13 protein-coding genes and 1 pseudogene are annotated in these 12,822 nt (G+C 45.9%); 5 read left to right on the forward strand and 9 right to left on the reverse strand.

Annotated elements, in window-relative coordinates; all coding sequences use genetic code 11:
• Positions 1-141 precede the first annotated feature (141 nt).
• Positions 142-357 carry a hypothetical protein gene (locus CCB157_RS02605; protein WP_077614372.1) on the reverse strand — a complete coding sequence of 72 codons (216 nt, stop codon included), beginning with the start codon at positions 355-357 and terminating at the stop codon, positions 142-144.
• Positions 358-969: 612 nt separating this feature from the next.
• Between CCB157_RS02605 and CCB157_RS17205 the strand changes: the two genes are divergently transcribed.
• From CCB157_RS17205 to CCB157_RS02615, 3 genes are read left to right on the forward strand one after another with little or no spacing between them, the layout of a single operon-like run.
• Complete coding sequence (locus tag CCB157_RS17205; protein ID WP_143286899.1) at positions 970-1,557, forward strand: ABC transporter ATP-binding protein; 588 nt, start codon at positions 970-972, stop codon at positions 1,555-1,557.
• A complete protein-coding gene (locus CCB157_RS17210; RefSeq protein WP_143286900.1) occupies positions 1,542-1,946 on the forward strand; it encodes an ATP-binding cassette domain-containing protein in 405 nt (134 codons plus the stop codon). The genes CCB157_RS17205 and CCB157_RS17210 overlap by 16 nt, the downstream gene beginning before the upstream one ends.
• 9 nt (positions 1,947-1,955) lie before the next feature.
• A complete protein-coding gene (locus tag CCB157_RS02615; RefSeq protein WP_238594567.1) occupies positions 1,956-2,699 on the forward strand; it encodes an ABC transporter permease in 744 nt (247 codons plus the stop codon).
• A gap of 229 nt (positions 2,700-2,928) precedes the next feature.
• On the opposite strand, the gene CCB157_RS02620 is transcribed toward CCB157_RS02615, so the two are convergent.
• From CCB157_RS02620 to CCB157_RS02650, 6 genes are all read right to left on the reverse strand, one after another.
• Complete coding sequence (locus CCB157_RS02620; protein WP_077614374.1) at positions 2,929-3,735, reverse strand: PTS system mannose/fructose/sorbose family transporter subunit IID; 807 nt, start codon at positions 3,733-3,735, stop codon at positions 2,929-2,931.
• Positions 3,736-4,530: a PTS mannose/fructose/sorbose/N-acetylgalactosamine transporter subunit IIC gene (locus CCB157_RS02625; protein ID WP_077614375.1), complete on the reverse strand. Its 795-nt coding sequence runs from the start codon at positions 4,528-4,530 to the stop codon at positions 3,736-3,738.
• 14 nt (positions 4,531-4,544) lie between these two features.
• Entirely contained in the window at positions 4,545-5,033 is a 489-nt protein-coding gene (locus tag CCB157_RS02630; protein WP_077614376.1) for a PTS sugar transporter subunit IIB, read from the reverse strand.
• Positions 5,034-5,068: 35 nt separating this feature from the next.
• The gene (locus CCB157_RS02635; protein ID WP_158077176.1) at positions 5,069-5,467 is read right to left on the reverse strand and encodes a PTS sugar transporter subunit IIA; all 399 of its coding nucleotides are present in this window, start codon (positions 5,465-5,467) and stop codon (positions 5,069-5,071) included.
• A 30-nt stretch (positions 5,468-5,497) separates the two neighbouring features.
• On the reverse strand, positions 5,498-7,246 hold the full coding sequence (locus CCB157_RS02640; protein WP_077614378.1) for a class I mannose-6-phosphate isomerase: 1,749 nt from the start codon (positions 7,244-7,246) through the stop codon (positions 5,498-5,500).
• A gap of 708 nt (positions 7,247-7,954) precedes the next feature.
• On the reverse strand, positions 7,955-8,704 hold the full coding sequence (locus tag CCB157_RS02650) for a GntR family transcriptional regulator (protein WP_077614380.1): 750 nt from the start codon (positions 8,702-8,704) through the stop codon (positions 7,955-7,957).
• A gap of 390 nt (positions 8,705-9,094) precedes the next feature.
• Between CCB157_RS02650 and CCB157_RS02655 the strand changes: the two genes are divergently transcribed.
• A complete protein-coding gene (locus CCB157_RS02655) occupies positions 9,095-9,553 on the forward strand; it encodes an SRPBCC family protein (RefSeq protein ID WP_077614381.1) in 459 nt (152 codons plus the stop codon).
• A 413-nt stretch (positions 9,554-9,966) separates the two neighbouring features.
• Here the strand turns inward: CCB157_RS02655 and CCB157_RS02660 are convergent.
• Positions 9,967-10,296 (reverse strand): annotated as a pseudogene (locus CCB157_RS02660) (hypothetical protein).
• A gap of 329 nt (positions 10,297-10,625) precedes the next feature.
• Positions 10,626-11,804, reverse strand: a complete 1,179-nt coding sequence (locus CCB157_RS02665) for an ROK family transcriptional regulator (protein ID WP_077614382.1) — start codon at positions 11,802-11,804, stop codon at positions 10,626-10,628.
• A gap of 284 nt (positions 11,805-12,088) precedes the next feature.
• Between CCB157_RS02665 and CCB157_RS02670 the strand changes: the two genes are divergently transcribed.
• Positions 12,089-12,822 (forward strand): ABC transporter substrate-binding protein (locus tag CCB157_RS02670; RefSeq protein WP_143286901.1); only part of this gene is annotated, 734 nt, incomplete at its 3' end.

Here is a 12,822-nt window from a genome sequence, read left to right on the forward strand (position 1 = left end):
CTAAGTTCAACCCCCCGATAGGCATGTCACCGCGAGATGGGATGCAACCGCCTCCGTCGCTCGTAATAGAACGGTTCGACTCATGAACCGTATTGGGCAGCATAAGAGTGATGAACACCCTTATGCCTCAAACGAATTGCACTAGTTACAGCCTACTTTAAAGGTCCACGGATTCAGACTGACGACGGCATAGAGCGAATGTTTGGCGTGAATGAAACACCAAGCCATTGCACCAAGAAGAATGGTCGCACCCAAAGCGAGCAAGACGAAGATCGCCACCACGTACCAGACGACGGCATCCTCCACGTTGTCATCGCTTTGAAGGTCGACGAATGGAGCGACATAAGCTGTGTTCATTCCTTCTCCCTCCTTTCTACCCATCATCTTTTGATAAGCCAATCCAAGATGCTAACTTTTGAATTCTCTTTACCCTTGCGGATTCCTTTTTCTCATCCAAAAACAGTCAGAAATCCCTATTTTATAGTTAAATCCTGGGAAAAAGCGGGTTATTGGACGGAGTTTTGGCACGAAACGCTAAAAAGAGCGATGGAAGATGGAAGGCCGGGAAGAGGATGCATCGCAAGCGTGCGATGCGGGCGGGATGGCGGTTTGACAGCCGGCAACGCCCTTTCGTTATTTTAGTCGTCACTGATCCGAATTATTTTTTAAAAATTAAAAAATAATACTTTGTACCTAATATACCTATATCGCAACAATTGATACAATTTTCATAGACGAATCGAGAAATGGATCCATAAGCTAAATATTTGAGGGATTTTTTCAAGGGAATAGAGAAACGTTGGGTTGGCTGAAGGCCACCGCGCCGCTTGGATTTGCACGATAAAAATCCAAGATTTTTGTGTGTTGCTTTCCATGAAAAAGAAATCGTTTGCAGGAAGAAAAGATGGGCATGTCTAAATTGGAAACAAGCCTTTGTTAAAAAATTCGAAGGGAAAGCGAGGGAAGGGGATGCAGCCACCTTCGTTGTCGGCGAATGCCGGTGACCAACCCATCCTGAAACGATCTGTAAAATCGCCGGTCATAGAAGTGGAACATCTGCAAAAAAGATACGGTCAAACGGTCGCCGTCGAGGACATCAGCTTTAGTGTCGAACCCGGTGAAATTTTTGTGCTCGTCGGTCCGAACGGCGCCGGGAAAACGACGGCTGTGGAATGCATGGAGGGGTTGCGCGTTCCCGATCGCGGAACGGTCCGCATCCTGGGATTGGACCCAAGAAAAGACAGAGCGCGCGTCTATCAACAAGTCGGCGTCCAATTGCAGGAAGACCAATTGATCCCGCGCCAAAAGCTGATAGAGGCGCTGAAGGTTTTTTCCAGTTTCTATGCCAACCCGTTCCCGTATAAAGATTTAATGGAGGCATGCGGGCTTTCCGGTTTGGAAAAGCAATTTTTCGGGAAGTTATCGGGCGGTCAGAAGCGGCGGTTTATGCTTGTCCTTGCCTTAATCGGCCGTCCTAAGGTTGTGATCTTGGATGAACCGACGAGCGGACTGGATCGCAGGCAAGGTTCAATATTTGGAGAATGCTGGAAGAGTTGAAACGGGAAGGGGTGACGATCTTCTTGACGACCCATGACATGAACGAAGCGGAAGAACACGCAGACACGTTATGCATGGTCGATCGCGGCCAAGTCATTGCCATGGGGCCGCCAAAGGAGCTCTTGCGGGAAAATCAAATGGGCGTGAGGGTCAAAATCCCGGATCGATTCAACTGCTCGTCGGATGATTTGGAGAGCATTCCGCATCTCGGGAAATGGGAAAAAGTCGAATCCAATTATTTGCTTTACGGCATCAATTCGGAATTTCTGCCGTCGGTTCATCGTTATATTCAGGCCAAAGGAATCCAATTGGATCAGATTGAAACGCGCAAAGCCAATCTCGAAGATTTGTATTTATTTATGACGGGTCGTGCCTATCGGAAGGAGTGAGGGCTTTTGATGAAATCCATCGCCCGAATGTTTTGGGCGGAGATTTTGTTGTTTTTGCGCGAACCGTTTGCGATGTTTTTTACGCTGCTTTTTCCGGTGATTTTATTGTTGCTCTTTGGCTCCGTGTACGGACATTACGACATGCACAACGGCTTTCGTTTTATTGATATATACATTCCTTCGCTTTTCGCCATGGTGATGGCGAATCTCGGGTTGATTTCGATTCCGATCACGCTCGCGGAATATCGGGAACGGGGCATTTTGAAGCATTACCAAGTGACCCCGCTGCCGCGGTTTGCCTTTTTGACCGTTCAGGTGGCCGTTCAAATTTTTATGTTTTTGATCTCGGCTGTACTTATTTTAATCGTCGGGAAGATGGTATTTAATATTCATTACGGCGGAAATATTTTTGCCACAAGCCTGTTTCTATTGTTAAGCATGGCGATGTTGTATGCGGTCGGTTTTGCCGTCGGCGGGCTGGCGTCCACAATAAGGACCGCGCAGACTGCTGGGATGGCCATCTTTTTTATCATGTTTTTTTCTTCGGGTGCCGCCATCCCGAGAAGCGAGTTCCCCAAATGGCTGCAGCATGTGACAGATTATATTCCGCTTGCCCATGTGGTGGACGTGCTGGAAGATTTGTGGGTAGGCAAAAGTCTGGCTCATTATATGGGATCCATCGCTTTAGTATTCGCCATTCTTGTTGCGGCGCTGATCGTTGCCAAGTGGAAATTTCGTTGGGAATCTTCGTAATCCGGTCCTCCATGGATGGCGAAGTCGTGTTTAAAGCATAACTCCACTAGGTAAGCCGGGATAGGTACCGAAATCATGGGAGGCTCGACTTGTACCGAATCGCTTGGGATGAATGATAAAAAAGGACCGGTCACGGGCCAACGCCTGCGGAAGAATAAGCCATTAAGAAGCCAATGGCTTGCAGCAGGATTGGCGGTGGGGACCGGTCCGGCGTTTCAACGCTACGATTCTAGAAGACGCCAAGCAGCACGCCGACGACGGAAATGAGCACCAAGATGATCAAAACCTTGGATGCGCTTAATTTCCGTTTGGAAATCAAATACCAACACAGCAGAACCGCGAGCAGGGACAACAGTCCGGGGAAGAAGCCGTCAAACGTTTTTTGCAGGTCGAGTTGTTCATCTCCGTTTGGTATTTTTATAACCGTTGACAGTTTGACGAAAGATGCCGCCAGTCCGCCGATCACTATGATTCCTAAGGTATTAAATGCATCTCTTAGTTTTTCGGCATTTTCCCCGATGATGCTGTTGACGGAGTGAATTCCCAATGTATAGCCTCTCATAAACAGGAAATAGGAGAGGCTTAAGATGATGGCAAGATAAGCGACGATGTATAACAAGACGCCCAACGGGTTGCCGTGGTTGGAAATCCCCATGCATATCGTCAGGAGTATCGGGATAAATATCCCTTGCAGCGTGGAATCGCCGATGCCCGCGAGCGGGCCCATGATGCTCGTTTTGATGCTGTGAAACATGTCATCATCGATGGGTTGCCCGTTGGCCCGTTTTTCCTCCATGGAGCAAATGACGCCGTTTACCAAGCTGCCGGTTTGAGGTTCGGTATTATAGAAGACCGAATGCCTTTTTAAAGCCTTCCGATATTCCTCCGGATTGTCTTTGTACAGCTTCTTTAAAACGGGAAGCATGGAGTGGGCGAAGCCGTGCGCTTCCAGTTTTTCAAAGCTCATTGAAGACAGGTGATACATCGCCCACGAACGCCAAGCTTTGCGCAAATCCTTTTTCTCAAGTTTCGGCATTTAAATCACCTCATCTTCCAGTTCGACCGTGGAACCGGCTTTTTGTTTTACCAAATAAATGATATAAGCGATCAGGATGGCAAAAACAGTAAGCGCTATCATGTTGTTTTTAATAAAAGCGATGAACACGAATCCGGCAAGGAAGAAGATAAAGTGCGCTTTTTCTCTTATCAAAAGGTTCATCAACAGGGCGATTCCCAACGCGGGCAACAAACCGCCCAACACATTCATCATCGTTGTGACGTCTTTCGGTATGGCCTTTAAGGCATCGGAGACAAAACCCTGTCCGAGATAGACGGCGAGCGTGACGGGAACGACCCTTAAAATGAAGTTGCCGATTTGCGGGTAAATCGCATTGTTCCACACGATGCCCTTGGCGTCGCCGTCATTGGCCGCTTGTTCGGCCCGACGGTTCCAATAGGAATTGATGACCATCATAAAATTGTGCAAAATCAATCCGAGCGCGCCGATGCCGACCGACAGCGTCACCGTAACGCCCGTCGAAGCGTGGGCCAACATGCCCAATGCGATGCCTCCGTAAGCGGCATAAGTAATTTCGGAGTTTTGCGTGCCACCGGTTGAAATGGTGGCAATGAAAGCCGCCTGTACGGCCACTCCCAATATGATGCCGGTGGTTACGTCACCGAGAATGAGGCCGACGATCAGACCGGCCACCAGCGGCCTGCCGACGACGTAATAACCTCCGGTAACGCCCATCAGCCACGGAGATGAGACGGATCCGAGATAACAAAAAATGCCGATCAGAAGGGCCTGAATGAACAATACCAAATCCATGGTAAGCGTCCCCCTTATTTATAATTTTGTTTCGCTTTATCCCAAGTTACCGGTGTTTCTTCGGGAACGAGCTGGAAGACAATGTCTTTTCCTTGATTACTGAGATAATCAAACGCCTTTTTTTCCTCTTCCGTAATCGACACCCCCTTGGCGACGTTTTGGGTAGCCTCTCTGGCGCTGATCGGCCCGACATTGATTTCGCGGCCGAAATCACATCCCGCTTCCGTTAATTTTTGCAAGGTCACGGGTGATTTGACGATGACAAAGTAAGCGTTTTTCGCCTGTTTGGCCTTGTTGATTTTTTCAATGCCTTCTTCAACCGTGTAGATGCCGACCCTCACTCCGCTGGGGGCGGCGTGGGCAAAAATTTGCTTTTGCAATGGATCGTTGGCAATTTTGTCGTCGATGACGAGAATGCCGTGACAAGGTTTTAATTTGGACCACCTCGCTACAATTTGGCCATGAATGACGCGGTCATCGATGCGGACAAAAGAGATTGGCATGATCGAGTTCCTCCCTATGGTGTTGGATCGTTTTTTCACAGGACTTCATTGATGCCAGTGATGGCTTGCTTACCGGTTTCGGAGGCTTTTCGTACCAAGTCATCCAAACCTGCCGTTTCAAGCTGCGGATAGATTTCCAGGATCATCGGCAAATTCATGCCGGTTAAAATTTTTATATTCCCGTCGCTTTGGAAGACATGCTTCAGCGATTGGTTGTAAGGCGTTCCGCCTTTGAGATCGCAGAGGATCAACAGGCTGTCGTATTTTTGATTTAATTCACCGATGAGCAGATCCAAAGCATGAGAAAAATGATCGACCCCTTTATCGTCTAAGGCCAAGGCGTAAAGATGAGGCGTTTCGCCGAGAATCATTCGTGAGGCATCCAGCAGGCCTTCGCAAAACCGGCCATGCGATGTCAGTAATATTGCCTTCATGCCCATCCTCCTTGCACATATATGTGATGTTTAAACTCGGACATATGCTTTGATGGTCGCAATCGTTTTGCCGACGGATTTTCCGTAAGGACGAATCGTGTATTCTTTCACGCATTCGGGAATGATGAAGGTTTCCGCATAATGGACGACAAAGGGTTCAAAGGCGCCGGTCGGACTTTCCACCACGGCTTCATCGCCTTCGACCAAGTTCAGGACGTTGACGCTACCGTTCGTTTGATGGGTCACCTTTTTGGAGAACCAATGCCGCCTTGTTTCAATAAATTCCCTTTCGTGCAAGCCCGTGCGCTCCTCGATCCATCCATCGCCTTCCGCGATTTTTTCAATGCGATTGATGAGATTTTTTTTCACCCAATCGGTGTCGCGATCCCACTGAATGACGTTTTTGCCGTGTTCCAAATGCACCGGTCTCGGCAATCCATCGAGTCCGAGGCGGCCCCAGTCCCATAATTTGAACGTAAAAATGTATGGGGTGGCGCTGATTTCCAAAACCATGCAATTCTTCCCTGAACAATGGATGGTGCCGGCGGGAATAAGAAAATGATCGTGTTTTTTTGCCGGAAACTTATTAATGTATTTATTATCATCAAAATCACCCTCGCCTCTGTTGGCTTTTTCTAAAGCGTCGAGCATTTCTTCCTTGTTGACGCCGTTCTTCAATCCCAGATAGACGCAGGCGTCTTCTTTGGCGTCGAGGAGATAATAGCTTTCGTCTTGGGTATAGGGCATGCCGAAGGTTTCCTGAATATATTCCGTCAGCGGGTGAACTTGTAAACTTAAATTTTGCCCGTCCATGGTGTCCAAAAAGTCAAAGCGAATGGGAAATTCAGTGCCAAACCGGGCATGCACCCGATCTCCCAACAGTTCGACAGGGTGGCGAAACACGAGATTAATTGACGGAATTTCAATTCGGATATTCCCGTAGCGAAGATAGAGGCTGTTTTCTTCGGGTACACCGTCAAAGCTCCAAGCATAATTGATCTCGTTCGGATCGAGACGAAAGCGTTCTTTCATCCATTGGCCGCCCCAAACGCCCGGATCAAAATAGGGCACCAATCGGAACGGCCGGCGGACGACCTGGGCCAGTCCTTCCCGGAAGGCCGTTCCCGTCACCATTTTCGGATCATCTTTGGCGTTGGTATCCAACAAATAATCGATTTTGTCATAAAGCTTTTTTTTATGGCGATCGGCGATGCGCCATTCGAAAAAATAGCCTCGTTTATATTTTTTAAGGATATCCTCCTCGAAATTATCCATTTTCCAATTGCCGATCTCTTTGGAGCGGTATCTTTTCTGAATCTCCCATCTGGCCAGATCGGCATAGACGAGGATATCCGGTTCATAAATCAGGCTCGCTCCGACCCCGTAAATCAGGATTAAACCGGTTTCAAAATCTCGTATTTGTTTTGTCGCCGATTCCATTTTGGCGCGATCGAAAAACTGATCGAGCGTGTGGTGCGAGAGGATGCCGAATACGCGATCATCCGTCAAGTTGTAACGCACCATCTCGGTGATTTGTTCTCCGGAAAAAGCGAAATCGTCGGAGAGGATCAGGCAATCGGGACCGAGCGGTTCAATAAGGCCTTTTCGGATCTCGTCATATCGAATTCCCGGATAGCAATCGATGGCAACCACCGTTTTGGTCTTTTCGAGTTGATGAATTTTTTTTTGCAATTCATGGATGATCGCCGGATACCCCCGCCAAGCGTGTCCTTCCTCCATATGGATGCGGATTTCCGGACTCAGATCGTAATTCGCCATATCGTTATCACCTGATGATGTAATGATATAATGTTATGACAATAACTTCACCAATAAAATATCACGGGATCTTATCCAAATCAAGCGTTTTTTAAAAAATTTTTCAAATTCCACTTGAAAAAGCGGAAGATAAAGAAGGGATGGAAAAGCGGCTTCTTTTTTCGGCCTAGGTATTAAAGAAGCGAATGAAATGTTTAGCAGAACGACGTATCGATGTTGCCGCTTTCAACATCGGCTGATGGTCTTTCAAAAGATGATTGATGCCGTTTCAAAGCCACTCTTGCCCGCTCATATCTCGCGTAAAGGTGTTTTCTTTTTGGGATGCGGCGGGACCATTTTCGCCAAATCGGAGCAGAACCTCCTGAAAGAGGAGAGGCGGCTAGCCAAAGGCAGCATCTTCTAACCATTGAGGCTCATAATAAAGAGCATCTGGTAGGGACCGGGGGAAATCGTCTCGGAGAAGTCGTTGCGTCATCAAACGGGAAACGCTGACTTTGCCGTTTACTTCTTTATCGCCGGCCGCGGCGTCCGCCCAATCTCTAAAACACGCGGTAAAAACTCAGCCATCCAGGATCGAGATGGTCCCCATTTCGCACACAAACGCTTCCCATCGATCTGGGCTCCCATCGCCATACATGTACGGGAGGCGTCCGCAAGGGAGCAAGCCTCTAAAATGCCCGCCGCCTTTGCGGCGGAAGCGCACCAGCGTCAATTTTGTGTGCTGAAATCAATATAATAACGATATTGTTCGCCGATATAGAAGCATTCGGTATATTCGCGAAAATCGCCGTTTTGATTGGACGCGTGCCGCACCCTTTTAAGAATCGGCGTGTGCTCGTAAACGTTCAATTGTTCTTGCACTTCGGGATCGGGTTTGACCGCTTCCAAGTATTCCTTGACCTTCGCGATCGTAATGCCGATCTCTTTTAACATTTTATAAAAGGAGCCGTAATAATCTTCCGATGAGAGCGACAGCCGCGGATCATAAAGAATATAGGTTTTGAAAAAGACAAACACTTTGCCGTCGACGCCTCTGACCCGTTTCAGCTCGATGATGTCGGCGCCTTCTTTAATTTGCAGCTGGGCGGCCAGAAAACGATCGGCTTTGATTTTTTTCACGGAAGCCTTAATGGTAACGGGGCTTTTCCCCAATTCCTTCATTTCATAAGTAAAGCTTTTAACGTATGTATAATAGTCGCGATCGGAGAGCTTTTGTTTGTAATCCAGGACAAAGGTGCCTTTCGCCCTTTTCCGTATGAGATAGCCTTCCCAAACGAGCTCGTTGATGGCTTCCCGGACGGTGATTCGGCTGACCTGATATTGTTCGCAAAGCTCCAACTCGGAAGGAATCTTGTCGCCGGGCACCCAATGCCCCGATTCAATTTTTTCCTTTAAATCCTCTTTGATTTGCACGTACAACGGTGCGGCATCTTTATTCGTATTTAAAGACCGGATCATGGTGACCTCCCTTATGATGGATGTGGCGAGGGTGTAGGATGAAGGACTAAAATGGATCCAATGTTTACCTATTATCTTACATCATATTGATATAACAATAAAGAGCTGTTTATCGACAAAATGTATAAAAATATAACAAATGGGAACGCCTGACAAGGCTTTCGCTATTCATTATCTGAGCGGGCGTGGTGTGCGGCGGCTACTAAAATGGGCCTATTCCCGATAAAAAAGTCATAAAACGACTCCCTTATATATTGGCCGAATCTTGCGGCTCGACCGCGTTGGATGGAGCGCACCAGGAAACCGTCATTTGTAATTTTTTTACTTTTCAATGATTTTGAAGCAATATATAATGGGCTTGAACGCAATCGGAAAGAAAGGGGGGATTGAATGATTCGTACGGACGTCGTGATTCGTTCCGATTTGGACCTGGTTTGGCGGGCGTGGACGGAAGCGGATCGGATTACCGAATGGTTTGCGCCGGCTGCGGAAATCGAGGCGAAAGAGAACGGCAAATTTGAGCTTTTTTTCGATCCCGCCAATAAGGACCACATGAGCACCAAAGGGTGCAAAATCTTGAAAATTGACCGACCGCATGCATTGGTCTTCGAGTGGAAAGGGCCCGATCCCTTTGCGGAGATCATGAATCAGGCCGGTGCGCTTACGCACGTTTCCGTCACCTTTGCGCCGACCGATGATGGCACGAAGGTAACCGTCGAACATACGGGTTGGGGGGAGTCGGACGACTGGGAACGCGCCAAACAGTGGCACGTTCAAGCCTGGCGGGAAGTGCTGGACAGTTTAAAATCCAGCATGGAATCCGGCGAAGGCATTCTTTGTTGTAAATAGAAGAAAACGGTCGAAGAATATAGGCTCCGGGATAAGAGAGTTGGAAGGTTCCATACTCTCTTTTTTTGAATGTAAAAGAGCGTATTCGCATCATGTGTTGCGCCTTATAACGGATTCAGCGGCAAACGACAAAACTCTTAATTGACGTGCAAGGCCATGAATTTAAATCGAACGACGTCCATCAGCGCGCATGTAATCAAGGGATCAACGGTTGACAAGCGTCTGAAGCGAAGAATGGCATGATTTTAGGACATTTTTGTGAGACCCGTTCGTCCATTTGACAGCGTTTCTTTGCATTGCAAAAAGGGAAAGGCAGCGGCAAGAAGCAAACGAAGAGATCGGAAACTCTTGAAGAGACGGACCGGCATACCGTTCGGCAATGTATCAAAAAAGTCCCATACATTGAGGCCGGCTCAATGGATGGGTTCAAGGTACGTGACTTTTTTGCCATTCCGGATGGCATATTCAATTTCCTTTTGCGTGCTTTTCCCAATATATCCGTTTACATTGATCACAAAGATTTCATCAGACATGTCGATTTTGTGATAGTGCAGCTATTCAAAAAGTTTAACTTGGTCTTCGGTGACTTCAATATGATCGCTTTGCTCGAAGAAACCGACACTCAGGACGATATAGCCTTTCAATGTCCATTGCGCCATGGCTTCCTCGAATTGTTTCTTGAATTTTGTCGAACCGCAGAGCGTGATGACCTTGGGTTTGGCATCTGGGGCTAAGTGTACCATCAAGCTTTCTCCTATTCTAACTTTTTGTCAGATTATATCACAGGGTACCGAATTTAAAAAATATTTATACAAACTTTCGTACAAAGGGGATCGGTCCATCCGGCATCGGTCATCGCATCAGCTCTGCTTAAGATACCAACTCATCTTTATGAAAGGGCGAGGGAGGGGATAGGGCCATCATAGTTTATTGGTGAAATGATATAGATGCGTTATGCACGCTTTATTCTTTATCCTACGTAAATCTTATACTCATTATCCAGATCTATTTTTTCAAAAGAGAACGATTCATTAATGCCAGCTCAATGCCTTTTATTCATCTTTACGCTTCTTTATTCCACTACGACTTTTTCGCTGGCAAAGAAATTAGAAATGGCAAATGCCGATGATCCCAAGGCGCAAGAGTAAATGCCGAGATTAGAGAATGTGATGGTGCAAGCATCGCGATGGAATGATAACAATCTTTGTTCTAATACTCGGTTGATAGAATTGATAATCCAATCTTTTAGGAGTGAAAAACGGTTCCCAATGATGACTTGTTGCGGATTAAACGTATTGATGATGTTGATTAATCCAATCCCAAGATGCTCTCCGATTCGGTCAAATAAATTGATGACATCGCTATTTCCCTGGTTGGCCGCTTCGATGAGATCCTCAAGGCGAATGTTTTTTGCATCCTTATAAACAGGCAATGTTTTTGCAAGCTCTAGCAGCGCACTTTCAGAAGCGTATAATTCCCAACATCCTCTATTTCCGCACCTGCATTTTTTCCCATTTATTTCAATGGTTTGATGTCCCATTTCCCCAGATATGCCAGTTGCGCCCTTAAATAGTTTGTTATCGATAATTATACCTGTTCCAATACCGATTCCGACGCTGACATAGACGAGATTAGAAATGTTTTGTCCGGCGCCGTACAGCCGTTCACCATGTGCCCCTGCATTGGCTTCATTTTCAATGATGACCGGGATATTAAATTCTTTATAAATTCTTTCTTTAATGTTTACTTCCCGCCAATTTAAGTTGGGTGCAAATAGAATATTTCCTTCACTGTTGACAATTCCGGGAACACCAATGCCAATCCCTATGATTCCATAAGGGCTTTCCGGAGATTTGCAGATCAATTCTTTGATGATTTTCAAAACCTCTTTAATCACGTGTGGATATTCTTGTTTGTTCAGTGTAACAAAAGCTTTTTCAATGATAATTCCTTTTAAATCAGTTAAAACGCCGAGAATGTAATTGACACCAAGATCAATGCCGATGGAATATCCAGCATTCTTATTGAAATAAAGCATAACGGGTTTTCTTCCGCCGTTGGATTGTCCCGTACCGATTTCAAAAACATAATGTTCATTAATTAATTCTGTGACCAAAGAGGAAACGGTCGCTTTATTTAATCCGGTCGTTTTAGAAATTTGCGCTCTTGAGATGGGGCCTTTGGTTTGAATGGTATCCAGTACGATAGACTTATTGATTTTTTTTACTAGATTTTGATCACCTGTTTTCATTTTATCACCTTAATAAGTTTATTTATCCAATAAACATAATAACATAAACAACCCGTTATTTTTACATATTAGGGAAAAATATAAAATAAATTATTGACAGCTAAATCAAAAAATCTATATACTTAATTTAGTCAATAAACAAACTTTCATAAGAAATGTGGTGCTAATTTTTTAAGGGATGAGGTGAAAGCGGTAACAATGATGATTGTTGGACGCTGCTTTCGATAATCGGCAATCCGCAAGTTTGTTTAAAAATAAAACAATATTCAGAAGGGGTGTCGCACTTGAAAAAAGGAAAAATCGTGTTGTTAATTATCGGGCTTATTTTATCGTTATCGTTAACAGCATGTAGCGGAGGTAAAGATTCTTCTTCTGGAACCAGCGAAAAAGGCGCCAAAACGGAAATTAAAGTGTGGCATTACTTTACGGGTAAGCAAAAAACCGAGTTTGAAAAACTGGCTAAAGCGTATAACAAAACACAGGACAAAGTGAAAGTCGTTACGGAATATGTTCCTTTTGACGAAACCAAGAAACAATTGTCAGTCGGGGTTGCCGGAGGGACTTTGCCGGATATTGTCTTTATGGACGGTGTCGATAATGCTTCCTTTGCAGCAATGGGTGTCCTTGAGGATTTGACCGACCGCATCGACAAATGGGGACAAGCGGACAAATATTTTAAAGGACCGCTGAATTCGGCAAAATATAACGGCCGCTATTATGGGCTTCCTTATGAGAGCAACTGCCTTGCTCTGTTCTACAACAAGGATATGTTTAAGGAAGCCGGTATAAAGGAGCCGCCCAAAACTTGGGATGAATTGAAAGCGGATGCGAAGAGATTGACGAATAATGAACATTATGGTTTCGCGATTTCAGGCGTTAAATCCGAAGAATCGACGTTCCAGTTTTACCCCTTTTTAATCTCTGCAGGGGGAGATTACCAACAAATCAATTCTCCGGAAGGAGTTAAAGCGTTAAGCCTGTATGCTGAATTACTTAAGGACGGTTCTATGAGTAAGGA

The sequence above is a fragment of the Caenibacillus caldisaponilyticus genome, assembly GCF_002003465.1.
GTDB lineage: Bacteria > Bacillota > Bacilli > Bacillales > Sporolactobacillaceae > Caenibacillus > Caenibacillus caldisaponilyticus.

Bases quoted from the DNA above. Each gene is read 5' to 3' on its own strand.
- CCB157_RS02605 (WP_077614372.1), bottom strand. From the start codon at position 357: ATGAACACAGCTTATGTCGCTCCATTCGTCGACCTTCAAAGCGATGAC.
- CCB157_RS17205 (WP_143286899.1), top strand. From the start codon at position 970: ATGCAGCCACCTTCGTTGTCGGCGAATGCCGGTGACCAACCCATCCTG.
- CCB157_RS17210 (WP_143286900.1), top strand. From the start codon at position 1,542: ATGCTGGAAGAGTTGAAACGGGAAGGGGTGACGATCTTCTTGACGACC.
- CCB157_RS02615 (WP_238594567.1), top strand. From the start codon at position 1,956: ATGAAATCCATCGCCCGAATGTTTTGGGCGGAGATTTTGTTGTTTTTG.
- CCB157_RS02620 (WP_077614374.1), bottom strand. From the start codon at position 3,735: ATGCCGAAACTTGAGAAAAAGGATTTGCGCAAAGCTTGGCGTTCGTGG.
- CCB157_RS02625 (WP_077614375.1), bottom strand. From the start codon at position 4,530: ATGGATTTGGTATTGTTCATTCAGGCCCTTCTGATCGGCATTTTTTGT.
- CCB157_RS02630 (WP_077614376.1), bottom strand. From the start codon at position 5,033: ATGCCAATCTCTTTTGTCCGCATCGATGACCGCGTCATTCATGGCCAA.
- CCB157_RS02635 (WP_158077176.1), bottom strand. From the start codon at position 5,467: ATGAAGGCAATATTACTGACATCGCATGGCCGGTTTTGCGAAGGCCTG.
- CCB157_RS02640 (WP_077614378.1), bottom strand. From the start codon at position 7,246: ATGGCGAATTACGATCTGAGTCCGGAAATCCGCATCCATATGGAGGAA.
- CCB157_RS02650 (WP_077614380.1), bottom strand. From the start codon at position 8,704: ATGATCCGGTCTTTAAATACGAATAAAGATGCCGCACCGTTGTACGTG.
- CCB157_RS02655 (WP_077614381.1), top strand. From the start codon at position 9,095: ATGATTCGTACGGACGTCGTGATTCGTTCCGATTTGGACCTGGTTTGG.
- CCB157_RS02665 (WP_077614382.1), bottom strand. From the start codon at position 11,804: ATGAAAACAGGTGATCAAAATCTAGTAAAAAAAATCAATAAGTCTATC.